The sequence below is a fragment of the Pseudomonas sp. P7758 genome (genome assembly GCF_013386485.1).
GTDB lineage: Bacteria > Pseudomonadota > Gammaproteobacteria > Pseudomonadales > Pseudomonadaceae > Aquipseudomonas.
The window spans coordinates 21,219-45,957 of sequence record NZ_JACARS010000006.1; the positions used below are offsets into that span (position 1 = coordinate 21,219).

General features: G+C 61.7%; 19 protein-coding genes. 7 read left to right on the plus strand and 12 right to left on the minus strand.

Features of this window, described 5'->3' with window-relative positions; translation table 11 throughout:
- Positions 1-28 precede the first annotated feature (28 nt).
- From pabB to HX873_RS01200, 4 genes are read right to left on the minus strand one after another with little or no spacing between them, the layout of a single operon-like run.
- Positions 29-1,369 (minus strand): aminodeoxychorismate synthase component I, encoded by a 1,341-nt coding sequence (gene pabB / locus HX873_RS01185; protein ID WP_087695202.1) that lies wholly within the window; start codon positions 1,367-1,369, stop codon positions 29-31.
- 5 nt (positions 1,370-1,374) lie between these two features.
- A complete protein-coding gene (locus tag HX873_RS01190) occupies positions 1,375-2,361 on the minus strand; it encodes an alpha-L-glutamate ligase-like protein (RefSeq protein WP_003214969.1) in 987 nt (328 codons plus the stop codon).
- Positions 2,361-3,893 carry an inactive transglutaminase family protein gene (locus HX873_RS01195; protein WP_003214971.1) on the minus strand — a complete coding sequence of 511 codons (1,533 nt, stop codon included), beginning with the start codon at positions 3,891-3,893 and terminating at the stop codon, positions 2,361-2,363. The genes HX873_RS01190 and HX873_RS01195 overlap by 1 nt, the downstream gene beginning before the upstream one ends.
- Before the next feature lie 5 nt (positions 3,894-3,898).
- Positions 3,899-4,432, minus strand: a complete 534-nt coding sequence (locus HX873_RS01200; protein ID WP_023659091.1) for an ATP-dependent zinc protease — start codon at positions 4,430-4,432, stop codon at positions 3,899-3,901.
- A 272-nt stretch (positions 4,433-4,704) separates the two neighbouring features.
- Between HX873_RS01200 and HX873_RS01205 the strand changes: the two genes are divergently transcribed.
- From HX873_RS01205 to prpD, 6 genes are all read left to right on the plus strand, one after another.
- Positions 4,705-5,418: a GntR family transcriptional regulator gene (locus HX873_RS01205; RefSeq protein WP_177122268.1), complete on the plus strand. Its 714-nt coding sequence runs from the start codon at positions 4,705-4,707 to the stop codon at positions 5,416-5,418.
- A complete protein-coding gene (gene prpB, locus HX873_RS01210) occupies positions 5,415-6,308 on the plus strand; it encodes a methylisocitrate lyase (protein ID WP_003214976.1) in 894 nt (297 codons plus the stop codon). Before HX873_RS01205 ends, prpB begins: the two co-directional genes overlap by 4 nt.
- 40 nt (positions 6,309-6,348) lie before the next feature.
- Positions 6,349-7,476, plus strand: coding sequence for a 2-methylcitrate synthase (gene prpC / locus HX873_RS01215; protein ID WP_134325934.1), 1,128 nt, complete (start codon positions 6,349-6,351; stop codon positions 7,474-7,476).
- A 201-nt stretch (positions 7,477-7,677) separates the two neighbouring features.
- On the plus strand, positions 7,678-10,272 hold the full coding sequence (gene acnD / locus HX873_RS01220) for a Fe/S-dependent 2-methylisocitrate dehydratase AcnD (protein WP_177122269.1): 2,595 nt from the start codon (positions 7,678-7,680) through the stop codon (positions 10,270-10,272).
- Between the two features lie 42 nt (positions 10,273-10,314).
- Positions 10,315-11,505: a 2-methylaconitate cis-trans isomerase PrpF gene (gene prpF / locus HX873_RS01225; protein WP_177122270.1), complete on the plus strand. Its 1,191-nt coding sequence runs from the start codon at positions 10,315-10,317 to the stop codon at positions 11,503-11,505.
- Positions 11,506-11,666: 161 nt separating this feature from the next.
- Positions 11,667-13,151: a 2-methylcitrate dehydratase gene (gene prpD / locus HX873_RS01230; protein ID WP_102368359.1), complete on the plus strand. Its 1,485-nt coding sequence runs from the start codon at positions 11,667-11,669 to the stop codon at positions 13,149-13,151.
- Between the two features lie 113 nt (positions 13,152-13,264).
- Here the strand turns inward: prpD and HX873_RS01235 are convergent, their stop codons facing one another.
- The 7 genes from HX873_RS01235 to HX873_RS01265 form a co-directional block, all read right to left on the minus strand.
- Positions 13,265-14,587: an AAA-associated domain-containing protein gene (locus HX873_RS01235; RefSeq protein WP_008432668.1), complete on the minus strand. Its 1,323-nt coding sequence runs from the start codon at positions 14,585-14,587 to the stop codon at positions 13,265-13,267.
- Between the two features lie 14 nt (positions 14,588-14,601).
- Complete coding sequence (locus tag HX873_RS01240) at positions 14,602-16,347, minus strand: ABC transporter permease subunit (protein WP_134325938.1); 1,746 nt, start codon at positions 16,345-16,347, stop codon at positions 14,602-14,604.
- A 227-nt stretch (positions 16,348-16,574) separates the two neighbouring features.
- Positions 16,575-17,303, minus strand: a complete 729-nt coding sequence (locus HX873_RS01245; RefSeq protein WP_003214990.1) for an alanyl-tRNA editing protein — start codon at positions 17,301-17,303, stop codon at positions 16,575-16,577.
- Between the two features lie 2 nt (positions 17,304-17,305).
- Positions 17,306-18,298, minus strand: a complete 993-nt coding sequence (locus HX873_RS01250) for a serine O-acetyltransferase (protein ID WP_003214992.1) — start codon at positions 18,296-18,298, stop codon at positions 17,306-17,308.
- Positions 18,299-18,320: 22 nt separating this feature from the next.
- Entirely contained in the window at positions 18,321-19,235 is a 915-nt protein-coding gene (locus HX873_RS01255; protein ID WP_043225528.1) for a PLP-dependent cysteine synthase family protein, read from the minus strand.
- Positions 19,236-19,259: 24 nt separating this feature from the next.
- Complete coding sequence (gene moeB, locus HX873_RS01260) at positions 19,260-21,119, minus strand: molybdopterin-synthase adenylyltransferase MoeB (RefSeq protein ID WP_134325939.1); 1,860 nt, start codon at positions 21,117-21,119, stop codon at positions 19,260-19,262.
- 1 nt (position 21,120) lies between these two features.
- Entirely contained in the window at positions 21,121-22,014 is an 894-nt protein-coding gene (locus HX873_RS01265) for a DMT family transporter (protein ID WP_166742189.1), read from the minus strand.
- Positions 22,015-22,164: 150 nt separating this feature from the next.
- Between HX873_RS01265 and HX873_RS01270 the strand changes: the two genes are divergently transcribed.
- Complete coding sequence (locus HX873_RS01270) at positions 22,165-23,589, plus strand: PLP-dependent aminotransferase family protein (protein ID WP_102370226.1); 1,425 nt, start codon at positions 22,165-22,167, stop codon at positions 23,587-23,589.
- Between the two features lie 190 nt (positions 23,590-23,779).
- Here HX873_RS01270 and HX873_RS01275 read toward each other — a convergent pair whose 3' ends face one another.
- Complete coding sequence (locus tag HX873_RS01275; RefSeq protein WP_003215001.1) at positions 23,780-24,598, minus strand: pyruvate, water dikinase regulatory protein; 819 nt, start codon at positions 24,596-24,598, stop codon at positions 23,780-23,782.
- Between the last annotated feature and the right edge of the window lie 141 nt (positions 24,599-24,739).

The window sequence follows — 24,739 nt, forward strand, 5'->3', positions numbered from 1 at the left end:
CGTCAGCGAGCCAGGAAGGGGCTGGGTGCTACAGGCTTTCCAAGGTTTGTAACAACACCCGCACCTTGGTCATCGACTCCTGATACTCCGCCTGCCACTCCGAGTCCGCGACAATCCCGCCGCCGCCCCAGCAGCACACCTGACCATCCTTGACCAACAGGCTGCGAATGGCGATGGAGCTGTCCATCTCGCCGCGCACGTCCAGATACACCAGCGAACCGCAATACAACCCGCGCCGGGTCGGCTCCAGCTCGTCGATGATCTGCATCGCGCGAATCTTCGGTGCGCCGGTGATGGAGCCGCCGGGGAAGCTGCCGGCGATCAGGTCGAGGGCGTCTTTATCGTCCGCCAGCTCACCGGTGACGCTGCTCACCAGATGATGCACGTTGGGATAGCTTTCCAGGCTGAACAACTCCGGCACTTTCACCGAGCCGGTACGGCAGGTGCGGCCCAAGTCGTTGCGCAGCAGGTCGACGATCATCAGGTTTTCGGCACGATCCTTGGGGCTGGCCAGCAATTCAGCGGCGTTGGCTGCATCTTCCTCAGGCGTCGCACCCCTTGGCCGGGTGCCCTTGATCGGGCGGGTTTCCACCTGGCGCTGGCTGATTTTGACGAAGCGCTCCGGCGATAAACTCAATACCGCGCCATCATCCGGCAAGCTTTGGAACCCGGAAAACGGTGTTGGGCAGGCTTCGCGCAAGGCGCAGTAGGCCACCCACGGATCGCCACTGCACGGAGCACGGAAACGTTGGGCAAAGTTGACCTGGTAGCAGTCACCGGCCTGGATGTAGTCCTGGATACGGGCGAGGGCGTGCTGGTAGGTGTCGGCTGTCACGTCCGGGGCCATTGGGCCTTGCAGCTTGAAGGTGGCCGATGCGCTGATGGTCGGCTGACCGAACAAGGTAATCAGGCGTTGCCGTTCGCTTTCCGCCAGTTTGGGGTGGAACACCAGTTGGCTGGTCTGCGCCTGGTGATCGCTGATCAAGGCCCAGGCGTACAGGCCAAAGCGTGCATCCGGCAGGTGCAGGTCGTCCACCGCCAGGTGCGGCAGGTGCTCAAGATGACGACCGAAGTCGTAGCTCAGGTAGCCGATGAGGCCACCGGCAAACGGCAGTTCGTAGGGCGCGGGGATCGTGGCTTCACCCAGCAACGTCAGGTTTTCCCGCAGGCGCTGCAGGAAATCACTGCCGCTTTCGTCGGGCAGTACCGCCAGGGTCGTCTCGGGCCAGGCGCTCAGCAGGTCATAACGGCCGCGCTCGGCCGCCGGTCGGCCACTGTCCAGCAGCACCGCGCCGGGCGCATGGCGGATTGCTGCAAAGTATTCGGCAGGGTTGGCCCGGTAGGGCAGCGGGTGTACGGAGCAGGTCACTGGGTTTATCCCTCGACCGCCGGAATATGCCCAAACATTTCCTGCACAAACTTAACCCGTTCCTCCGGTGTTTCCGTCACGCCCGCCGCCTTCAGCTCTTCCAGTCGAGCCTCCACGGCATGGGTGCGCAAGGTCAGGCCGCAGTCGTTGGCAATCTGGATGTTCAGCCCCGGGCGAGCGTTAAGTTCCAGGATCAGGGGACCCTTTTCCTGGTCCAGCACCATATCCACGCCGATATAGCCCAGGCCGCACAGCTCGTAGCAGCCGGCGGCGAGCTTCATGAAACCGTCCCAGTTGGGCAGTTGCACGCCGTCCACCGCATTGGTGGTGTCGGGGTGCTTGGTGATGATGTTGTTCAGCCAGGTGCCGCGCAGGGTCAGGCCGGTGGCGAGGTCGACACCCACGCCAATCGCGCCCTGGTGCAGGTTGGCCTTGCCGCCGGACTGGCGGGTGGGCAAGCGCAGCATGGCCATCACCGGGTAGCCCATCAGCACAATGATGCGGATGTCCGGTACGCCTTCGTAGCTGATGCTCTTGAAGATCTGGTCGGGCACCACCCGGTATTCGATCAGCGCGCGGTCACGGTGGCCGCCGAGGGAATACAGGCCGGTGAGGATGCTGGAAATCTGATGCTCGATTTCTTCATGGCTGATGATCTTGCCGGAGACCGTTCGATAGCGCCCTTCAAAACGGTCGGCGATCACCAGGATACCGTCACCACCGGCGCCCTGGGCCGGCTTGATCACGAAGTCGCTGCGCCCGCCGATGATCTCGTCGAGCTTGTCGATTTCCTTCTCGGTGGAAATGACCCCGTACATTTCCGGCACGTGGATGCCGGCGGCCATGGCCCGTTCCTTGGTGATGATCTTGTCATCGACGATCGGATACAGGCTGCGCTTGTTGTACTTGAGCACGTAGTCGGCATTTCGCCGGTTGATGCCCATGATCCCCCGCGCTTCCAAGGCCTTCCAGGTCTTCCAGAAGCCGAACATTACGAGTCAGCCTTGAGGAAGGCCTTGAAACGCACCAGTTCGGTCAGGCGGTAGCCGCGATAACGACCCATGGCCAGCATGAAGCCCACCAGGATCAACAGGATCGCCGGGAAGGTGAACACGAAGTAGATCAGTTCCGGCACGCTCATGATGATGTGCGCCAGGGAAGCGGCGAACAGCGTGCCGATCGCGACTTTCATCGCATGGCCGCCACCGCGTTCTTCCCAGGTGATCGACAGGCGTTCGATGGTCATGGTCAGGATCACCATCGGGAACAGTGCCACCGACAACCCGCGCTCCAGGCCGAGCTTGTGGCTGAACAGACTGATGGCGGCGATCAGCACCACCACGAAGGTCAGCACCACCGAGAGCCTCGGCAGCATCTGCAGCTTCAAGTGTTCCAGGTAAGACCGAAGCGACAGCCCCAGCGCCGTAATAATGGTGAACAGCACAATCCCGAAGCCCAGCTGTGTCTCGCGGAACGCCAGGGCAATCAGCACCGGGGTAAACGTGCCGAGGGTCTGCAGGCCGATCAGGTTGCGCAGGATCAGGATCACCAGCACGCCAATCGGGATCATCACCATGATCATGAAGGTCTGCTGGGTTTGCAGCGGTAGGCCGTACAGCGAGTACTCGAGGAAGTTGGCGTCGGTGTTTTCGTCCGTCAGCTTGGCCAGGCGAATCGCGTTCATTTCGCTGTTGTTGAGGCTGAAGGTCACCATGGCCTTCTTGCCGCCGTCGACGGTGATCAGGTTTTCATCACCGGTCCACCACAGCAGGCGGTCGGCCGGCAGGCCTTGCTCGCCGGTGTCGGGGTTGAAGTACAGCCAGTCGTTGCCATTGAAACTGCGCAGCCAGAGTTCCGGGGTTTGCGGCTGGTCGGCCACCAGGCGGATGGTGTGGACCTTTTCCACCGGCACGTGGGCGATGGACAGCAGCAACTCGACGATCTTGGCCTTGTGCGGCGTCGACGGGTCGCCCGCCAGCAGCAGCTTCACGTTGTCGTCGTTGAGGTTGTTGGTGCGCTTGATGGCTTCGCTGATAAAGGTCTCGACGTCGGCCGAGTGCTGGCGGATCGGCGCCAGCAGGGCTTCGGCGGCGATTTTTTCCGGGCCTTCGACGGCGATGCTGTCGCGGAAGGTCGGGCCCTTGACCTTGACCTTTTCACCGCTGTAACGCTTGGTCAGCACCAGGCGGTAGTAGAGGGTCTGGTTGCCCTTGGCCCGGCGTGCCGACCAGGTGACCTTGCGGTTGCCGTCGAGGCGATTGACGCTGACGCCGTAGTTATTCGAGATAAAGCTTTCATTCAGGCTGACGAAGTCGCGGCTCAGGGGCGGCACGAACATCTGGATTTTCACCGGGTCCTTGGCGCTGGCGACGAACTCGACCTTGGCGTCGATGTTCCACAGGTCGTCGGTGGCGTCCTCGGTGACGGGAATCCCCAGCACGAAAATCTGATAGGCGGTGACCGAAATGCCCAAGACCACCAAAACGGCGATCAGGATTTTCAGGTGCAGATTAAGAGAGCGCATTCAAATTACTCAGCGGTATGAGCGTCGGAGGCGCAGGCAGGTTTGCCCGCCGCGTATTTAAGACTGGGGTCGACCAGCGCATCAAAGCGTTTCAGCGCTTCGGAGCCGATCAGCAGCGGGTATTGGAAGGCGCTGCGGTCAGTCAAGTTCACTTCGATACTGCGTAAAGCGGTGCCCATGCAGATGTCCAGGGCGATGACTGGACGGGCGGTGTAGTTCTTGTCTTCATCGGGGTCGTAGTCACCGGCGCGGCGCTTGATCTTGCTAACGCGGGCCAGGGGACGCTCGATGGGGTGGGAGTGTGCGGTGTCGATGGCCAGGTAGAAGCGCACCCAGGACTCGCCGTTGCGCTTGAAGCGCTTGATGTCGCGGGCGCTCAAGGACGCGGTCTTGGCCCCGGTGTCGAGCTTGGCGGCCACTTCCAGGTCAATGCCGGCCAACTTGGCGTATTCATTGAGTCCATAAACGGTCTTCTCGGCAGCAACGCCAAGGCCCGGGATAAACAGTAGAAGCAAAAGGGGGAAGGGCTTGAGTCTCATAAATCCTGACGCGGTGCAGTGCGATGTTCAATTCAAGGCGACTGGCATTGCTGCGCAAGCTCCCTCGTGCGCCTTTTCATCCAGGGATGTGAGGCAAAAGTGGCCGGCATTCTAACATGAAGGTTTTCTGGCGCCAGCGCTGGCAGCCGGCCATGCCCCGATAGAGTGCAAGGCGGGTTATTAGACGATTGTCGACAATGTGTATTTATTCTTTGACTATCCGGGGCTGATTGGCTAGTTTTTGCGGCATTGCTTTTAAAGGTGTCGACAATATGCTGGATCAACTGGAATCCCCAGTGATGGCCCAAGACGATTCCCAGACCATGTCCGAGAACGTCTTCCGGCGTATCCAGGCCGCCATCGTCAAGGGCGAAATCGCCCCCGGCAGCAAGATCTCCGAGCCGGAACTGGCGCGCACCTATGGCATCAGCCGTGGCCCGCTGCGCGAGGCGATTCATCGCCTGGAAGGCCAGCGCCTGCTGGTGCGCATCCCCCATGTGGGCGCGCGAGTGGTCTCGTTGAGCCATGAAGAACTGATCGAACTCTACGAAATCCGCGAATCCCTGGAAGGCATGGCCTGCCGCCTGGCCGCCGAGCGCATGACCGACGCCGAGATCGAAGAGCTGCGCCAGGTGTTGCACACCCACGAGCGCGATGCGGCCTTCCAGGCCGGTGTCGGCTACTACCAGCAGGAAGGCGACTTCGATTTTCATTACCGGATAATTCAAGGCGCCGGTAATCGCACCCTGACCCAAATGTTGTGCGGCGAGCTGTATCAGTTGGTGCGCATGTACCGCATCCAGTTCTCCGCCACCCCCAATCGTCCACGCCAGGCCTTTGCCGAGCATCACCGCATTCTTGACGCGATTGCCGATCGCGACGGTGAACTGGCCGAGTTGTTGATGCGCCGGCATATCGGCGCCTCCAAACGCAACATTGCCCGTCACTTCCCGGACGGCGCTCCCCAATCACGAGGTGAGTCATGAGTTCCAATAACAACACCACTCCAGGCCAGCGTTTCCGTGACGCGGTTGCCAGCGAGCACCCGTTGCAGGTAGTCGGCGCGATCAACGCCAACCATGCGCTGCTGGCCAAGCGCGCCGGCTTCAAGGCGATCTACCTGTCGGGTGGCGGGGTGGCTGCCGGCTCCCTCGGTGTGCCGGACCTGGGCATCACCGGCCTGGATGACGTGCTGACGGACGTGCGCCGCATCACCGACGTGTGCGACCTGCCGCTGCTGGTGGACGTGGACACCGGTTTCGGCTCCTCCGCGTTCAACGTGGCGCGCACCGTCAAGTCGATGATCAAGTTCGGCGCGGCGGCGATCCATATCGAAGACCAGGTGGGCGCCAAGCGTTGCGGCCATCGCCCGAACAAAGAAATCGTGTCCCAGCAGGAAATGGTCGACCGCATCAAGGCTGCGGTGGATGCGCGTACCGATGACAGCTTCGTGATCATGGCCCGCACCGACGCACTGGCCGTGGAAGGTTTGGAATCCGCCCTGGAACGTGCGGCCGCCTGCATCGAGGCCGGTGCCGACATGGTGTTCCCGGAAGCCATCACTGAGCTTGAGATGTACAAGCTGTTCGCCTCCCGGGTGAAAGCGCCGATCCTGGCCAACATCACCGAATTCGGTGCGACACCTCTCTATACCGTCGATCAACTGAAATCTGCGGATGTTTCCATCGTCCTGTACCCGCTCTCGGCCTTCCGCGCCATGAACAAGGCGGCCGAGAACGTCTACACCGCGATCCGTCGCGACGGCACCCAGCAGAACGTGATCGACACCATGCAAACCCGCATGGAGCTTTATGATCGCATCGACTACCACACCTTCGAGCAGAAGCTCGACGCGCTGTTCGCCGCCAAGAAGTAACGCGAGCGCCTCACTAATAACTACAAGATTGGAGATAACCATGGCCGAAGCAAAAGTACTCAGTGGAGCTGGCCTGCGTGGCCAGGTTGCCGGGCAAACCGCACTGTCCACCGTGGGCCAGGCCGGTGCCGGCTTGACCTATCGCGGCTACGACGTGCGCGAACTCGCCGCCGATGCCCAGTTTGAAGAAGTCGCTTACCTGCTGCTCTACGGCGAACTGCCGACCAAAGCCGAACTGGCCGCCTACACCGCCAAGCTCGGCAAACTGCGCGACCTGCCCCAGGCGCTGAAAGAAGTGCTGGAACGCATCCCCGCCGACGCGCACCCGATGGACGTGATGCGCACCGGTTGCTCGTTCCTGGGCAATATCGAGCCGGAGAAAGACTTCTCCGTGCAGCGCGACGTGACCGACCGCCTGCTGGCCGCGTTCCCGGCGATCATGTGCTACTGGTACCGCTTCAGCCACGACGGCCAGCGCATCAACTGCGTGACCGACGAGCCGAGCATCGGCGGGCACTTCCTGCACCTGCTGCACGACAAGAAGCCCAGCGACTTGCACGTCAAGGTGATGAACGTGTCGCTGATTCTCTACGCCGAGCACGAATTCAACGCCTCGACCTTCACCGCCCGCGTGTGTGCGTCGACCCTGTCGGACCTGTATTCCTGCGTGACCGCCGCCATCGGCTCCCTGCGTGGCCCGTTGCACGGTGGTGCCAACGAAGCGGCGATGGAGATGATCGAGCGTTTCTCTTCTGCCCAGGAAGCGGTGGAAGGCACCCTCGGCATGCTGGCGCGCAAGGACAAGATCATGGGCTTTGGCCACGCGATCTATAAAGACAGCGACCCGCGTAACGAGGTGATCAAGGGCTGGTCGAAAAAACTCGCCGACGAAGTGGGCGACACCGTGCTGTTCCCGGTTTCCGAAGCCATCGACAAGACCATGTGGGAGCAGAAGAAACTGTTCCCCAACGCCGACTTCTACCATGCCTCGGCGTACCACTTCATGGGCATCCCGACGAAGCTGTTCACCCCGATTTTCGTCTGCTCGCGGCTGACAGGATGGGCAGCTCACGTGTTCGAGCAGCGAGCCAACAACCGCATCATCCGTCCGAGCGCCGAGTACATCGGCGTTGAGCAGCGCAAGTTCGTGCCAATCGAACGTCGCTGAGTGGAGAAACCGCTGATCTTGGGGTGAAACCGGATCAAAAAGGTGGGAGCGGGCTTGCTCGCGAAGGCGGTGTGACAGTCGCCATGTGTGTTGCATGACACACCGCTTTCGCGAGCAAGCCCGCTCCCACATTTTGATCGCATTCCACCTTGGATCAGCAACGGTTCTTCCTTTTGCAACTACCGTGACCGAGTCCTGACGATGAACACTGAACACCGCAAACCGCTCCCCGGCAGCCGCCTCGATTTCTTTGACGCCCGCGCGGCAGTCGATGCAATCACCCCCGGCGCCTACGCCACACTGCCGTACACCTCCCGCGTACTCGCGGAAAACCTGGTGCGTCGCTGCGACCCCGCAACCCTCAATGCCTCCTTGAGCCAACTGATCGAACGCAAGCGCGACCTCGATTTCCCATGGTTCCCGGCCCGCGTGGTATGCCACGACATCCTCGGCCAGACCGCCCTGGTGGACCTTGCCGGCCTGCGCGATGCCATCGCCCTGCAAGGCGGTGACCCGGCCCAGGTCAACCCGGTGGTGCCGACCCAACTGATCGTCGACCACTCCCTGGCCGTCGAAGCCGGTGGTTTTGACCCGCAGGCGTTCGAGAAAAACCGCGCCATCGAAGACCGTCGCAACGAAGACCGTTTTCACTTTATCGAGTGGACCAAAAAGGCCTTCAAGAACGTCGACGTGATCCCGCCGGGCAACGGCATCATGCACCAGATCAACCTGGAGAAAATGTCTCCGGTGATCCAGGTACGTGACGGCGTGGCCTTCCCGGATACCTGCGTCGGCACCGACAGCCACACGCCTCACGTTGATGCCTTGGGCGTGATCGCCATCGGCGTTGGCGGCCTTGAAGCAGAGAGCGTGATGCTCGGCCGCGCCTCGTGGATGCGCCTGCCGGAAAGTGTTGGCGTGGAGCTGACGGGCAAGCTGCAACCGGGCATCACCGCCACCGACATGGTGCTGGCGCTGACCGAGTTCCTGCGCAAGCAGAAGGTCGTCGGTGCGTGGCTGGAGTTCTTCGGTGAAGGTGCTTCGGCGCTGACTCTGGGCGACCGCGCCACCATCTCCAACATGGCCCCGGAATATGGCGCCACCGCCGCGATGTTTTACATCGACCAACAGACCATCGCCTACCTGAAACTCACCGGTCGTGAAGACGAGCAAGTCACCCTGGTGGAGCAGTACGCTCGCCACACCGGCCTGTGGGCGGACGACCTCAAGGGCGCGCAATACGAGCGTGGCCTGAGCTTCGATTTGTCCTCGGTGGTGCGCAACATGGCCGGCCCGAGCAACCCCCACGCCCGCGTCGCCACCAGCGACCTGGCGGCCAAGGGCATCTCCGGCCAGTGGGATGACGTGCCGGGGCAAATGCCCGACGGCGCGGTGATCATCGCCGCCATCACCAGTTGCACCAACACCAGCAACCCGCGCAACGTGATTGCCGCCGGCCTGCTGGCACGCAATGCCAACAAGCTCGGCCTGCCCCGCAAGCCGTGGGTCAAGTCGTCCCTGGCACCGGGTTCGAAAACCGTCGCGATGTACCTCGACGAAGCCGGGCTGACCACCGAACTGGAGCAACTCGGTTTTGGTGTCGTGGCGTTCGCCTGCACCACCTGCAACGGCATGTCCGGCGCACTCGACCCGGTGATCCAGCAAGAGATCATCGACCGCGACCTGTACGCCACCGCCGTGCTTTCGGGTAACCGCAACTTCGACGGCCGTATCCACCCGTACGCCAAGCAAGCGTTCCTCGCGTCGCCGCCGCTGGTGGTGGCCTATGCGATTGCCGGCACCATCCGTTTCGACATCGAAAAAGACGTGCTGGGCCTGGACGCCAACGGCAAGGAAATCCGCCTCAAGGACATCTGGCCAAGCGACGAAGAAATCGACGCGGTGGTCAAGGCGTCGGTCAAGCCGGAGCAGTTTCGCCAGGTGTACATCCCGATGTTCGCGATCCACGAAGACACCGGCCCGAAGGTCACGCCGCTGTACGACTGGCGCCCGCAGAGCACCTACATCCGTCGCCCGCCGTACTGGGAAGGTGCCCTGGCCGGTGCACGTCCGCTCAAGGGCATGCGCCCGCTGGCGGTGCTGCCGGACAACATCACCACCGATCACCTGTCGCCGTCCAACGCGATCATGCTCGACAGCGCCGCGGGCGAATACCTGGCGAAAATGGGCCTGCCGGAAGTCGACTTCAACTCCTACGCGACCCACCGCGGCGACCACTTGACCGCGCAGCGCGCCACCTTCGCCAACCCGAAACTGTTCAATGAAATGGTGGTTGAAGACGGTAAGGTCAAGCAGGGTTCGCTGGCGCGCCTGGAGCCGGAAGGCAAGGTCACGCGCATGTGGGAAGCCATCGAAACCTACATGGAGCGCAAGCAGCCGCTGATCATCATTGCCGGCGCCGACTACGGCCAGGGTTCGTCCCGGGACTGGGCGGCCAAGGGCGTACGCCTGGCCGGTGTTGAAGCGATTGCCGCCGAAGGTTTCGAGCGCATCCACCGCACCAACCTGGTGGGCATGGGCGTGCTGCCGCTGGAGTTCCTGCCGGGCACCGACCGCAAGACCCTGAAGATCGACGGCACGGAAACCTACGACGTGATCGGCGAACGCACCCCGCGTGCGCAACTGACGTTGCTGATCAACCGCAAGAACGGCGAGCGTGTCGAGGTGCCGGTGACCTGCCGGCTGGACACGGCTGAAGAAGTGTCGATCTACGAGGCGGGCGGCGTGTTGCAACGTTTTGCCCAGGACTTCCTGGAATCGGCTGTAACTGCCTGATAACTGCGGCCGGGGTCAACGCCCCGGCCCATGAGGACCACCATGGCACACGTACCGCAGATCAAGATTCCCGCCACCTACATGCGTGGCGGCACCAGTAAAGGCGTGTTTTTCAGCCTCAAGGATTTGCCCGAGTCGGCCCAGGTGCCGGGCGCGGCGCGGGATGCATTGTTGTTGCGGGTGATCGGCAGCCCCGACCCGTATGACAAGCAAATCGACGGCATGGGCGGCGCGACTTCCAGCACCAGCAAAACCGTGATCCTGGCCAAAAGTACCCGAGCCGATCACGACGTGGATTACCTGTTCGGACAGGTGTCCATCGACAAACCGTTCGTGGACTGGAGCGGCAACTGCGGCAACCTGTCGGCGGCGGTGGGTTCGTTCGCCATCAGCGCCGGCCTGGTAGATGCCGCGCGCATTCCGCACAACGGCGTGGCCGTGGTGCGGGTGTGGCAGGCGAATATCGCCAAGACCATCATCGCTCACGTACCGATCACCGACGGTGCGGTGCAGGAAACCGGCGACTTCGAACTCGACGGCGTGACCTTCCCGGCCGCCGAGGTGCAGTTGGAATTCATGGACCCGGCGGCGGAAGAAGAGGGCGGCGGTGGCTCGATGTTCCCTACCGGCAATCTGGTGGATGACCTGGACGTGCCGGGTGTCGGCACATTCAAGGCGACGCTGATCAACGCCGGGATTCCCACCATCTTCATCAACGCCCAGGACCTGGGTTACACCGGTACCGAGTTGCAGGGCGCGATCAATGGCGACCCCAAGGCCCTGGCGATGTTTGAAACCATCCGCGCCCATGGTGCGCTGCGCATGGGCTTGATCAAACACCTGGACGAAGCGGCCCAGCGTCAGCACACGCCGAAGGTGGCGTTTGTGGCGCGGCCTGCGGACTACGTGGCGTCCAGCGGCAAGGCGATCAGGGCGGGTGATGTCGACCTGCTGGTGCGGGCGCTGTCCATGGGCAAGTTGCACCACGCGATGATGGGCACGGCGGCGGTGGCGATTGGCACGGCGGCGGCGATTTCCGGCACGCTGGTGAATTTGGCGGCGGGCGGCGTGGAGCGCAATGCGGTGCGGTTCGGGCATCCCTCCGGGACGTTGCGCGTAGGCGCCGAGGCCAGCCAGATCGACGGTGAATGGGTCGTGAAAAAAGCCATCATGAGCCGCAGTGCGCGAGTGTTGATGGAAGGGTTCGTACGCGTCCCCGGCGACTCTTTCTAACCGATCGTTCCCACGCTCTGCGTGGGAATGCATCCCGTGACGCTCTGCGTCACCCTTTTACGGGACGCAGAGCGTCCAAGGCGGCATTCCCACGCAGAGCGTGGGAACGAACACCCTGACCCTGAGGATGGACCACACCTAACCCACTTTGGAGTACTGCCATGAGCGCCAACGTCGACCAGAACAACCGCCCCGACTACGACCAGGTCCTGCAGGACATCGCCGACTACGTACTGAATTTCAGGATCGAATCCCGCGATGCCCTCGACACCGCCCGCAACTGCCTGATGGACACCCTCGGTTGCGGCCTGCTGGCCCTGCGTTTCCCGGAGTGCACCAAGCACCTGGGGCCGATCGTCGAAGGCACGGTGGTGCCGTTCGGCGCACGGGTGCCGGGCACCTCGTTCCGCCTGGACCCGGTCAAGGCCGCATGGGACATCGGCTGCATCGTGCGCTGGCTCGACTACAACGACACCTGGCTTGCCGCCGAATGGGGTCACCCTTCCGATAACCTCGGTGGCATCCTCGCGGTCGCCGACCATCTCTCGCAAAAACGCGTGGCCAACGGCGACGCACCGCTGACCGTGCGGGCCGTGCTTGAGGCGATGATCATGGCCCACGAAATCCAGGGTGTGATTGCCCTGGAAAACTCCTTCAACCGTGTCGGCCTTGACCACGTGCTGCTGGTGAAAGTCGCCTCCACCGCCGTCACCGCCAAGCTGATGGGCGCCAACCGTGAGCAACTGCTGTCGGCCCTGTCCCAGGCGTTTGTCGATGGCCAGGCATTGCGTACTTATCGTCATGCGCCGAACGCCGGTTCGCGCAAGTCGTGGGCGGCGGGGGATGCGTCGAGTCGCGGGGTGCGCCTGGCGGATATCGCCATGCGCGGCGAGATGGGCATTCCCGGTGTGTTGAGCGCGCCGCAGTGGGGCTTTTACGACGTGCTGTTCAGCCACACCAACAAGGACCTGGCGCTCAAGCCCGAAGACAAGCGCGCCTTCAGCCTGTCGCAGCCCTACGGCACGTATGTGATGGAGAACGTACTGTTCAAGATCAGCTTCCCCGCCGAGTTCCACGCACAAACCGCCTGCGAGGCAGCAGTCACCCTGCACCCACAGGTGAAGCACCGCCTGCATGAGATCGACAAGATTGTGATCACAACTCACGAATCGGCGATCCGGATCATCTCCAAGGTCGGGCAGTTGGCCAACGCGGCGGACCGCGATCATTGCCTCCAGTACATGACCGCCGTACCGCTGGCGTTTGGCAACCTGGTGGCCGAGCAATACGAAGATGAATTCCACGCGGCCCATCCGATCATCGATGAGCTGCGCGAAAAGATGGTGATTGTCGAGGAGCCGCGCTACAGCCGCGAATACCTGGAGGCCGACAAGCGCTCCATCGCCAATGCGGTGCAGGTGTTCTTCAAGGATGGTTCCAGCACCGAACAGGTGGCCGTGGAATACCCGATTGGCCACCGTCGCCGTCGGGTGGATGGCATTCCGTTGCTTGAAGACAAGTTCAAGGCCAACCTGGCGACCCGGTTTACCGCGCAGCGCAGTGCCGAGATTTTTGCGCTGTGCAAGGATCAGGCACGGCTTGAGGCCACTCCGGTAAACCGGTTTGTGGACCTGTTCGTCATCTGAAGAACACCACTGGTCAAATGTGGGAGCGGGCTTGCTCGCGAATGCGGAGTGTCAGCCAATACATATATGGCTGATCCACCGCATTCGCGAGCAAGCCCGCTCCCACATTGAACCTACATGCTGCCTTCCACATCATCCAGGCTGAATGTCTCGGTATGGTCGTCATAGGAGAAAATCTCCGCATACCGCCCCCAGGCCACCACGCTTTCCAGGGTTTTCTCCACAAAGGCTTCCGTCATCGAGTCTTCCAGCTCCTGCTCGAAGCGCACCCGTGGCGCCCGGTGGCCGCTGCGCTCAAGCAACACCTGGTGAATGCGCGCGGCCAATGGCACGTGGCGGATCAAGTGTTCGGCGAACAGGGTTTTACGCTCCTGGGTGCCGTAGTCGGCGAACAGTTTGCCGGCATCGGTCAGGGTGATATCGGCACCCTTGAGTTCGGCGAAACCCAAATGCTCAAGCATCTCCGCCACCGGGAACAGATCGTCGACTTCCAGCAAACGCCGTTCAGCCACGGTCGGCAGGCCGGCGTGGCCATTGTAGGGCTCGGCGGCCAGGGTTTCGATCAGGCCAGCCATCAGGTTGGTGGAGACTTCCGGCAACAGGCTGCCCATTTTCAGCTCAGGCAAACCTCTGCTCGCGTCGGCGCTGCGGCGGTCGGTCATCAGGGCGTAGATGTCGTCGACCATTTGCCGGAAGGTCGGGTCCAGGCGGTTGCGCGGGTGGGCAAACGGCACCTTGATCTCGGCCACCACCCGGCCAGGGTTGGACGACAGCACCAGGATACGGTCGCACATCAGCACCGCTTCTTCGATGTTGTGGGTCACGATCAGGATCGACTTGATCGGCAGTTGCTTGCCGCTCCACAGATCCAGCAGGTCGGTACGCAGGGTTTCGGCGGTGAGTACGTCCAGCGCCGAGAACGGTTCGTCCATCAGCAGCAGGGTCGGGTTCACCACCAGCCCGCGGGCGAAACCCACGCGTTGGCGCATGCCGCCGGACAGTTCGCGCGGGTAGGCGTTTTCAAAACCGTCCAGGCCGATCAGGTCGATGGCCGCCAGGGCGCGCCTGCGGGATTCCTTGCGCTCGACCTGCAAGGCTTGCAGGCCGGCCTCGACGTTTTCCAGCACGGTCAGCCACGGGAACAGCGCGAAGGTCTGGAACACCATGGCCACGCCTTCGGCCGGGCCGGTGAGTGGCGCGCCGTTGTAGCGCACTTCGCCCGACGACGGCTGAATCAGCCCGGCGATGATGCGCAGCAAGGTCGACTTGCCCGAGCCGGACCGGCCGAGCATGCCGACAATCTCGCCTTCGTGCAGGCTCAAGTTCACGCCGCTGAGGACTTGCAGCTCGTCTTTACCTTTGCCGAACACCCGGTTCACGTTTTTCAACGAGTAGATTTCCGGAGTGTCGGCGGCATGCTCGGTATAGGTAGTCATCACAGCGAGTCCCATCAATTCAGACGAAGTTTGTTTTCAGCCATGGCGTACATCGGCCGCCACACAGCGCGGTTGAACGCCACCACGAAGATCGACATCACCACCACGCCCAGGGCGATCTTCGGGAAGTCGCCGGCCGCGGTGGTCTGGGCGATGTAGGCGCCCAGCCCGTGGGCGACCACGTTGTCGTGGCCCCAGGACACGTACTCGGACACGATACTGGCGTTCCAGGCACCCCCCGAGGCGGTAATCGCGCCGGTGACGTAGTACGGGAAAATCCCCGGCAGCATCACCTTGCGCCACCACAACCAGCCGCGAATGCGGAAGTTGGCGGCGGCTTCCTTGAAGTCATTCGGGAACGCGCTGGCTCCGGCGATCACGTTGAACAGGATGTACCACTGGGTGCCCAGCACAATCAGCGGGCTCAGCCAGATATCCGGGTTGAGGTTGTAGTGCAGGATCACGATGACGAACACCGGGAACAGCAGGTTCGCCGGGAAGGCCGCAAGGAACTGCGCCAGCGGCTGGATTTTTTCCGCAAGCGCAGGGCGCAAGCCGATCATCACGCCCAGCGGCACCCAGATCAGCGAGGCGATCAGGATCAGGCCAGCCACACGCAGCAGCGTGATGAAGCCCAGCACAAATACGTGGCCGACTTCGGCCAGGGTCACTTCGGTGCCGACGTACTGCACGATGTGGTACAGCGCATAAGCGGCCAGCAGCGCGATGAGTGCGCCCCATACCCAGTCGATCACTTTTGACGCTTTCGGGGTTTCTGCCGGCAGCGCCTTGAGTGCACCGCCCGCCAGGCTGAAGCGCTTGTTGCCAATGCGGCTGATGGCGCGGGTGACAGGCCGCAGGATGCGCTGGACGATGCGCGTGCGCTGGATCAGGTTCAGCAGCCAGGATTGCGGCGCGGCACCCTGGGAGGCGGTGGTTTCCATGCGGAACTTGTCGGCCCAGGCCACCAGTGGGCGGAACAGGAACTGGTCGTACATCAGGATGACCACAATCATCGCCAGGATCACGTAGCCCACGGCGTGCAGGTCTTTCTGGGCAATCGCCAGGGCCAGGTATGAGCCCACGCCCGGCAAGGTGATGGTCTTGTCGCCGACGGTAATGGCCTCGGAGGCGACCACGAAAAACCAGCCGCCGGACATGCTCATCATCATGTTCCACACCAGCCCGGGCATGGCGAAGGGCACGTCGAGCTTCCAGAACCGCTGCCAACCGGAAAGTCGCAGGTTGGTCGACACTTCCACCAGGTCATGGGGCAGCATGCGCAGCGACTGGTAGAAGCTGAACGTCATGTTCCAGGCCTGGCTGGTGAAAATCGCAAAGATGGCCGCGAACTCCGCGCCGAGCACACGCCCGGGGAACAGCAGCAGGAAGAACGTCACTGTGAACGAGATGTAACCCAGCACTGGTACTGATTGCAGGATGTCGAGCACGGGCACCAGCAGTTTCTCGGCGCGCCGGCTTTTGGCGGCCAGGGTGCCGTACAACAGGGTGAACACCAGCGCTGCAACCATCGCCGCCAGCATGCGCATCGTGGTGCGCATCGCGTATTCCGGCAGGTTGGCCGGGTCCAGCGAGATCACTTCACTCTGCAGGGTGGCGATAGGCGCCCAGGTTTCCCGCGCAGTGATGGAGAAAAACAGTAAAAAGCCGATCACCAGGGGCAGGGCGACCAAATCCCAGCGGTTGGGGAGCAAGCGCAATGTGGATGCAGGGATGTAGTGACGGAACACTCTTTTCATAGGCAGTCATTCCTGCAGCGTTCAGGTTCAGGGGCGTGATGGGAGTGAGCTTAGCTGCTGCACGAATGACCCACCGAGAAGGGCGGGCGCTGTTTTCGCGAGTCAGGGGCAACGAGGCGTTGCTGGCGGGATTGTACGTTTCTGAATGTTACAAGCGCATAAATTTGCTGTCAGTTTCCTGTACGAACGGCGACTAGGGCGTCGGCGCCCCGGTCGTCGCTCGGCGGTTATTCAAACCGCAGGATCACCCTGCGATTGTGTTTGCTCTTCTTCTCGATTTTTTCGCAGAACACCCGGCCGATTTCCTCGGTATTGGTCACATGGGTGCCGCCGCAGGGCTGGATATCGATCCCGGCGATTTCAATCACCCGAACTGCCCCCTGGATGACCGGTGGCGCCACCGCCTGGGTGCGAGTGATCTGCAGCAGGGTTGAATACTCCGAGGCGGGCATGGACAGGGTTTTCACCCCATGAGCCTGTTCGATCAAGGCATTGAGGTCACGGGTGATGGTCTCTTTGTCGAGGGTCATTTCCGGCAGGTCGAAATCCAGGCGGCCCTTGTCGGCGCCGATGCTGCAACCGGTCACCGGAGCGTCGATGATCGAGCACAGGAGGTGCAGGCAGGTGTGCATTTTCATGTGCTGGTAGCGACGTTCCCAGTCCAGGCTGGCGTCTACCTGCATCCCGGCGGCCAGTTGCTCGGGGCAGTGTTCTACCTGGTGCCAGATGATCGAGCGCAGCACCGGGTCACGCACGGTGCCGGTGATGTCGACGCGGCTGCCGTCGGGCAGGATGAAATGGCCGGTGTCCCCCGGTTGGCCGCCGCCGGTGGGGTAGAACAGCGTGTGCTCCAGGGCGATTCCCTGTTCGCTGACGGCAATCACCCGCGCACTGAAGGCATTCTGGTAAGGCGCGCTGTCGAACAGCGCGAGGGTTTCCATGGTGTGCACGGACATGTTCAACCTCCGACGATCAGTGGGCTGGCTTGCAGCAGGCGACGAACCATCGCGCTCAAGCCAGGAGGAGATAGCAGGGTGATTTCAAATTCGGGCCCGGTCACTTTCAGGTTCAGCGGCAGGCGCGGCGGGTAGGCGTTGGTTTCGATGTGCCGCAGGCGGAATTGCAGGTGATGACGTTCCTTGACTGTCGGCTCCAGCAGCAGGCCGGGCAGGGGATGAAAGTCAGCGTCCAATACCGTCACCTTGTGGCTGGCGTTGACTTCGCCCACCACGTGCAGGCGTTCGTCGAGGGCAAACGCGCCGAGGTAATTGCTGTGGTCCGACTCATCGTTTTTCTGCAACTGGATCTGGTTGACCACCTTGACCTTGGTGCCGGCCGGCACGTCCTGGGTGATCACGCAGGACGGGCTGATGAACACGTTGTCGCCGATCAGCACGTAACCGAGCACCCGTGCGCCGGAGCCGACTTCCACGTTGTTGCCCAGCCGCGGGTGGCGCTTGCCGTCCGGGTTGTTGGCGATGCCCCGGGCGCCGAGGGTCACGCCGCAGAGGATGTAGCAGTCGTTGCCGATCTCGCAGGTTTCACCTATGACCGTGCCGTAACCGTGGTCCAGCACAAAGCGCCGGCCGATCCGCGCCGCGGGGTGAATTTCGGCGCCGGACAGGATCTTGCCCTGGTTGCTCAGCTTCAGGGCGATGGCGGAAAACACGCCGTTGTTCTTGTCCGGGAAATTCCACACCAGGTGGGCCAGGCGGTAATACAGCACGGCCTTGAACGAGGCGTAGGACTCGAGGATCAGCTCTCCGCGCCCACGGGACGCCGGGTCGCGCCAGGCATAGGCGATCAGGTCTTCGGCCACCGCCTGGGCCGCCGCCTGGATCAGCGGCGCGAGATGCGCCTCCAGCTGCTTCAACTGCGCAGGCGTAAGCGTGGTGATGAGGTGGGTGAGCAACTCATCGTGCAGTTGTTGCATGTCGATAAAGCCCCCCATGGAGGCACCCCCGCAATAGTTGTTATTCAAAACAGGGCAGATAGCTGTCGGCACTGTCGTAGACCATGGTCAGCACGACGGTGTCGGTGGGCAGCTCCGGCGCCAGCTTGGCGATGGCTACCATGTTGGCGGCCGACGACAGCCCGAGGCTGATGGCGTCGGTGCGCATGATGCGTTTGATCATGTCGAGGCATTCCTGGCGCGACACCTTGAGCATTCCGTCAATGATCGCGACGTTGAGAATGCTCGGGATCAAGCCGATCGACAGGCCCTGGATATGGTGCGGCGCATGGCGGTCGCTGAGCAGGTCGCACTCTTCCGGCTCCACCCCCATCACGCGGATCGCCGGCCAGGTGCTCTTGAGGGTTTCGCCGATGCCGGTGATATGGCCCCCGGTGCCGATGCCGCTGACGAAGTAGTCCACACGCAGCTCGCCGAAGGCGCGGATGATTTCCCGGGCGGTGGTGTCACGGTGGGTCTGCGGGTTGGCGCCGTTGCGCTGCTGGTTGAGCATCACGTAGCTGGGGTTTTCCAGCTGCAGCTCCATGCACTTTTCGCCGTGGGAATTGTTGCCCAGGCGGCTGTCCGACAGCACCACCCTGGCGCCGTACAGGCGCAGCAGTTTCTGCTTCTCGGGGCTGTAGTTGTCGGGGATCACCAGCACCACTTTATAGCCCAGCACGTTACCGGCCATCACCAGGCCGATGCCGGTGTTGCCGCCGCTGGGCTCAATGATGGTTTGCCCTGAGCCACGAATCAGAATGCCCCGGCGCTCGGCGTCGAGGATCATGCCCAGGGCGATGCGTGCCTTGTGGCTTCCGCCGGGGTTGAGGGATTCCAGCTTGGCGTAGACCTCGATGCCGAGGTCTTCGGAAAACTGTTCCAGGCGCACGATGGGCGTTTGGCCAATGGCGTCGAGTATCGAGTTATGCAACATCAAGTAAGAGCCCATGGCCGCTGATCAGTACAAAGGCATGTCGGGTTCGACGTCGCGAACCCAGTGTTTCATGCCACCTTGCAGTACTTTGGTGTTGGCGAATCCGGCGGCCAGCAAGGTGCTGGCGGCTTGCTCCGCGCGGGTCCCGGCGTAGCAGATGAGGTAGTGCGTGTTGTCGCGGCTGAGGTTGGCGAGTTGCCCGTCGAGCTCGGCCAGCGGGATGTGCACCACCCCCGGCAACTTGCACACTTCCAGCTCGCTGGCGTCCCGCACATCCAGCAGTACGTCGGCCTTGCTGTGTTGCTCGAGCAGTTGCTTGAGCACCCGCGGCTTGATGTAGCGTTCTTCGGCCAGGGAAGGTTGGCTTGGCAGGGCGTCGGCGCAGACGGCGGGGGCGATGGTTTGGCTGTGGCGCAGTTCCGAGCAGCAAGGGCAGTCGGCGCGGCGCTTGAAGCGGATCTCGCTGAACTTCATCGCCAGCGCATCAAAGCGCATCAGCCGGCCCGAGAGTGGTTCGCCAATGCCGATCAGCAGCTTGATCGCCTCGGTGGCCTGGATCATCCCGACCACCCCGGGTAATACGCCGATGACCCCGCCGGCGCTGCAGTTGGGCGCCAGTTCCGCCGGTGGTGCCTGGGGAAACAGGCAGCGATAGCACGGCCCGCCTTTATAGTTGAGCACGCTGATCTGCCCGTCGAAGCGGTAGATGGCGCCGTACACCAACGGCTTGCCCAACTGCACGCAGGCGTCGTTGACCAGGTAGCGGGTTTCGAAATTGTCGGTGCCGTCGATCACCAGGTCATAGGCGCCCACCAGTTCCAGGGCGTTGTCGGTGTTGAAGGCGGTGTCGTAGGTGTTGATCTGGATGTGGCTGTTGAGGTCCTGCAAGCGCTGCTTGGCGGACTCGACCTTGGGCAGGCCCAGGGTGCTGTTGCCGTGGACGATCTGGCGTTGCAGGTTGCTGCTTTCCACCACGTCGAAATCCACCAGCCCCAGGGTGCCGATGCCGGCTGCCGCCAGGTACAGGCTGATGGGCGAACCGAGGCCGCCGGTGCCGATGATCAGCACGCGGGCTTTCTTCAGGTTCAACTGGCCTTCGCGGCCGACGCCGGGCAGGGTGATGTGGCGCACGTAGCGCTGCACTTCTTCGTTGCTCAGTTGGTCGACGTCCATGCCGCCGGAAGTGGCCAGCAACACTTCGATTTTGGCTTTTTCGGGCAACCGGTCGTTGGCGTCGATCAGTTCCTCTTCGGCGGTGAACAGGAAGTGTTCCTTGAGCTGGTTGTTCTCGTAGAGCAGGTGCGCCCGCAATTGCGGGTGCTCGATGCAGAGGTTTTCAATGACTTCGCGCAATGTCGATCCGGCACCCTCGAGGGTCGATGCTGGCAGCTTGGCCACGCGGACCAGGATGTCGGGGAAAGAGACAGCGTTCATGCACAACTCCGTTTGCAGGTCGTTGAAGGGTTTTTGGGCGAAGTGTTTGCCATCCCAGGCAAACAGCTTGGAACCTTGGGTCTTGCCCTGGCGAACATCCACCACCAGGTAGCTTACGGGGTAGATCGGCTCGCCCATGAAAAGGGCCTTGTCCTGGTCTTCGTCGCTGAAATACGCGCCGACGTCAGGGTGGGAGTGGTAGATCACCACCACCGGGTTATCACTGCGAAACGCCTTGTTCATCATCAGCGTGTCGGCCACCGAAAAGGTGTAGCCGTTGGCGGCGCTGCGTGAATACATATCCGGGTTCTTGCTGTGCAGCTCGTTCTGGATGTTGCTGCCCAGGTACACGCTGCCATCGGCGAAAACGAAACCGCAGCATTCCTCGGGGTAGCTGCGGTCGGCGTGGGCGTAGATCTGCTCCAGTGCGCTTGGGCTCAGGACCTTCATCTCAGTTTTTCTTCGCCAGGAGCTTTTCGATGGGCAGCTTGGTGATGGCAAAGCCGGCCAGCAGGATCGCCGAATACATCATCAGGTCCCTGGAAATCTGCACGCCCTCGTACCAGGCCCCGATGATCACCGCGAACACCGGGAAGATGATGAACACGAAGGACAAAATGATCGGGCTCAGGCGCTTGAGCAGCATGAAATACACGATAAAGCCGCCCACCGAGGCCACCAGCCCGAGGTAGAACAGCGCACTCCAGGACCGCAGGGTGATGTCTTCAAAGGTCGGGGTTTCAAACCACAGCCCGGCGACAAACAGCATCAACCCGGCGATGCCGATGGGCAGGGTGTTGTAGGTGATCACGCTGATGGCACTGCCTTGTTTCTTGGTAATCACGTAGCACAAGGCATGCATGATCGCCGCAGCCAGGATCGCCAGCACGCCGAAGAACTCGGCGTGGTCCAGGTGCAGGCCCTGGCTCTTGATGATCATGTACAGGCTGCCGAAACCGATGGCGATACCGATCACCTGGGAAAAGTAGATGCGCTCGCGCAGGAACAGCGCGGAGAAAATCAGGATAAACACCGGCATGCAGCTGAACAGCAGCGCGGTAAGGCCGGACGAAACATGCATCTCGCCGTAGTTGAGCAGGTAATACGGAACGCTGAAGTAGGACAGCGTCACAAACACGAAAAACCAGCGGCTTTCCCGGGGAAACAGGATCGGCTCGCGGCGCACCCAGGCGAAACACAGGAACAGCGGAAACGCGATCAGGAACCGCAGCCCGGCGGAGGTCAGCGGTGGCACGCTTTCCACAGCGATCTTGATGCCCAGCCAGGTAGTGCCCCAGCTGAGACACACGATCAGGAACATCACACTGGTAATCAGCCCGGCCAACCACTGCTTGTGAGTTTTTGTTTTTTCAGCATTTTCGAGAACGGCGGACATTGGCATCGTGACATTGCTTCCATGAGACCGAATTGACCTCTATATTGAGTGCCATGATTCGGTGATTGAACCCGTAAAAGCACACTATTAGGGCGAATGATGGCTGTCAAAACAAATATTGACATGGTGTCAATTATGCGAGAAGGACTCTCCAACGGGCAGGGCGTGAAGTACAAGCGCCTGTCCGATGTCATGGAGCGAGGCATCCTTGAAGGCTTGATTGAACCGGGAAGAAAACTGCCGCCTCATCGGGTGCTTTCCGACAATCTGGGGGTCACCATTGGCACCATCAGCCGCGCCTACGGTGAGCTGGAACGCCTGGGGCTGGTAGTGGCGCGGGTCGGCGACGGCACTTTCGTACGCAAGCGTGGGATGGAGCGCCAGCGGGATGAAGGCTTTCGCAACTTCAGCGACGAGCCGCGGCAATACTTTGATATGAGCCGCAACATGCACATCCCCGGGCAGGAGACCACGTTCCTGGCCCAGAGCTTCCAGACGCTGGCGAACAACGCCAAGTTCTTGCAGGACATCAGTGCCTACACCCCGGATGCCGGGCTGCCGCGTTACCGGGCGGCGGGTGCGCAGTGGCTGGTGCAGCGGGATTTCCACCCGATTCCCGAGCAGGTGATTTGCGTGAACGGCGGCCAGCATGGGTTGCTCTGCGCAATGATGGCGCTGTTGCGAGCCGGCGATACGGTGGTGACCGAACAGTTGACCTATCCGGGGTTGATCACCGCCGCGCGCATGCTGGGCATTCGCCTGATCGGCCTGGAAATGGATGAAGAAGGGCTGCTGCCGGGGGCGCTGGATGAAGTCTGCCGCAATCACCGGGTGTCGGCGTTGTACTGCACGCCGACCATCCAGAATCCTACGACAGCGGTGCTATCGGTCCCGCGCCGTGAGGCATTGGTGAAGGTCTGTCGGGAACACAACCTGCTGATTCTCGAGGATGAGGCCCACGGTGTGCTGGTGGAAGACCGTCCGCCGCCCCTGAGTCATTTTGCCCCGGAGCGTACGATTCTGATCAGCAGCCTGAGCAAGGCGGTATCGGCAGGCTTGCGAGTTGGGTACGTGCATGCACCGCCGGCGCTGGTCAGCCGGATTTCTGCGGCCCTGCGTTCCACCTGCTGGATGGCCACGCCGGTCACCCTGGAACTGGCGACCCAGTGGATCGAAAACGGCACGGCGGAACACCTGTTGCACCAGCAGATCCAGGAAATCAGCCGCCGCAAGGCACTGGTGGAAGGTTTGTTGATCGGGCTGGAGTACCGCACTCACCTGAACAGCCCGCACTTCTGGATCGAAGTCCCGGAGCCATGGCGCGCGTCGGAAATCGAGGCGGAGTTAAAGCAGAACAATTACCTGATCGCGACAGCCGAAGCGTTTGCCGTGGGGCAGACGGCGGTGCCGCAATTCATTCGGGCGAGCATCTGCAATACGTCGGGGGATGATCAGTTGCTGCTGGATGGGTTCGATGCGCTGGCGACGGCGCTGGGGCAGGGCGGGGGGCGGTTTCACCTGTGAACCCAACAGCTTGTTGTGAACATGACCCCTGTGGCGAGGGAGCGTGCTCCCGCTGGGCTGCGAAGCAGCCCCAAAGCCATTCACTAAATACCAGTCGTCTGGTTTGCGACTGCTGCGCAGTCGAGCGGGAGCAAGCTGCCTCGCCACAGAAGCTCCCTCGCCACACAAGCACCTTGGCCAGAGCGCGGAGTTACTTGAACCGCCGCTCCACCCCTTTCTCCACCAGAATCTTCGCCGAAATCTCTTCCACCGAAAAATGCGTGGAATTGATGTGCGCAATATTTTCCCGGCGGAACAGATTTTCCACCTCCCGCACTTCAAATTCGCACTGCGCATAGCTGGAGTAACGGCTATTGGGCTTGCGCTCGTTGCGAATCGCCGTCAGGCGGTCCGGGTCGATGGTCAGCCCGAACAGCTTGTGCTGGTGCGCGCGCAGGGCGCTCGGCAGCGTCAGGTGCTCCATGTCGTCTTCGGTCAGCGGGTAGTTGGCCGCGCGAATCCCGAACTGCATGGCCATATAAAGGCAGGTCGGCGTCTTGCCGCAGCGGGACACGCCCACCAGGATCAAATCAGCCTTGTCGTAGTAGTGGGTGCGGGCGCCGTCGTCGTTGTCGAGGGCGAAGTTCACCGCCTCGATCCGCTCCATATAGTTGGAGTTATGGCCAATGGAGTGAGATTTTCCGACAGAGTATGACGAATGTTCACTTAACTCTTGTTCCAGCGGCGCCAGGAAGGTAGAGAAGATGTCGATCATGAAACCATTGGAGGTGGCGAGGATCTCACGAATGTCCTGATTGACGATGGTGTCGAAAATGATCGGACGAAATCCGTCTTTTTCGGCCGCCAGATTGATTTGTTGTACCATGGCTCGCGCTTTATCCACGCTATCGATATAGGGTCGCGTGAATTTGCTGAAGGTAATGTTTTCGAACTGCGCCAGCAGGCTTTGACCCAGGGTTTCGGCTGTAATGCCGGTGCCGTCGGAGATAAAGAAAGCAGATCGTTTCATTTGAGCCTTGGGCCTTAAGCTGATGACGAATCTTGGATATGATAGGCGCGATTTTGCCGTCCCGCAGTGGGCCGCATTCTCACTTATTTTCCAGGTCCAGGCCACAAACGCCGGTAACCGCTCCTACTGAGCCGCCGGCGT

Coding starts and splice junctions, on each gene's coding strand:
- HX873_RS01190 (WP_003214969.1), bottom strand. CDS start 2,361: ATGTTCGGCTTCTGGAAGACCTGGAAGGCCTTGGAAGCGCGGGGGATC.
- HX873_RS01195 (WP_003214971.1), bottom strand. CDS start 3,893: ATGCGCTCTCTTAATCTGCACCTGAAAATCCTGATCGCCGTTTTGGTG.
- HX873_RS01200 (WP_023659091.1), bottom strand. CDS start 4,432: ATGAGACTCAAGCCCTTCCCCCTTTTGCTTCTACTGTTTATCCCGGGC.
- HX873_RS01205 (WP_177122268.1), top strand. CDS start 4,705: ATGCTGGATCAACTGGAATCCCCAGTGATGGCCCAAGACGATTCCCAG.
- prpB (WP_003214976.1), top strand. CDS start 5,415: ATGAGTTCCAATAACAACACCACTCCAGGCCAGCGTTTCCGTGACGCG.
- prpC (WP_134325934.1), top strand. CDS start 6,349: ATGGCCGAAGCAAAAGTACTCAGTGGAGCTGGCCTGCGTGGCCAGGTT.
- acnD (WP_177122269.1), top strand. CDS start 7,678: ATGAACACTGAACACCGCAAACCGCTCCCCGGCAGCCGCCTCGATTTC.
- prpF (WP_177122270.1), top strand. CDS start 10,315: ATGGCACACGTACCGCAGATCAAGATTCCCGCCACCTACATGCGTGGC.
- prpD (WP_102368359.1), top strand. CDS start 11,667: ATGAGCGCCAACGTCGACCAGAACAACCGCCCCGACTACGACCAGGTC.
- HX873_RS01235 (WP_008432668.1), bottom strand. CDS start 14,587: ATGACTACCTATACCGAGCATGCCGCCGACACTCCGGAAATCTACTCG.
- HX873_RS01240 (WP_134325938.1), bottom strand. CDS start 16,347: ATGAAAAGAGTGTTCCGTCACTACATCCCTGCATCCACATTGCGCTTG.
- HX873_RS01245 (WP_003214990.1), bottom strand. CDS start 17,303: ATGTCCGTGCACACCATGGAAACCCTCGCGCTGTTCGACAGCGCGCCT.
- HX873_RS01250 (WP_003214992.1), bottom strand. CDS start 18,298: ATGGGGGGCTTTATCGACATGCAACAACTGCACGATGAGTTGCTCACC.
- HX873_RS01255 (WP_043225528.1), bottom strand. CDS start 19,235: ATGTTGCATAACTCGATACTCGACGCCATTGGCCAAACGCCCATCGTG.
- moeB (WP_134325939.1), bottom strand. CDS start 21,119: ATGAAGGTCCTGAGCCCAAGCGCACTGGAGCAGATCTACGCCCACGCC.
- HX873_RS01270 (WP_102370226.1), top strand. CDS start 22,165: ATGGCTGTCAAAACAAATATTGACATGGTGTCAATTATGCGAGAAGGA.
- HX873_RS01275 (WP_003215001.1), bottom strand. CDS start 24,598: ATGAAACGATCTGCTTTCTTTATCTCCGACGGCACCGGCATTACAGCC.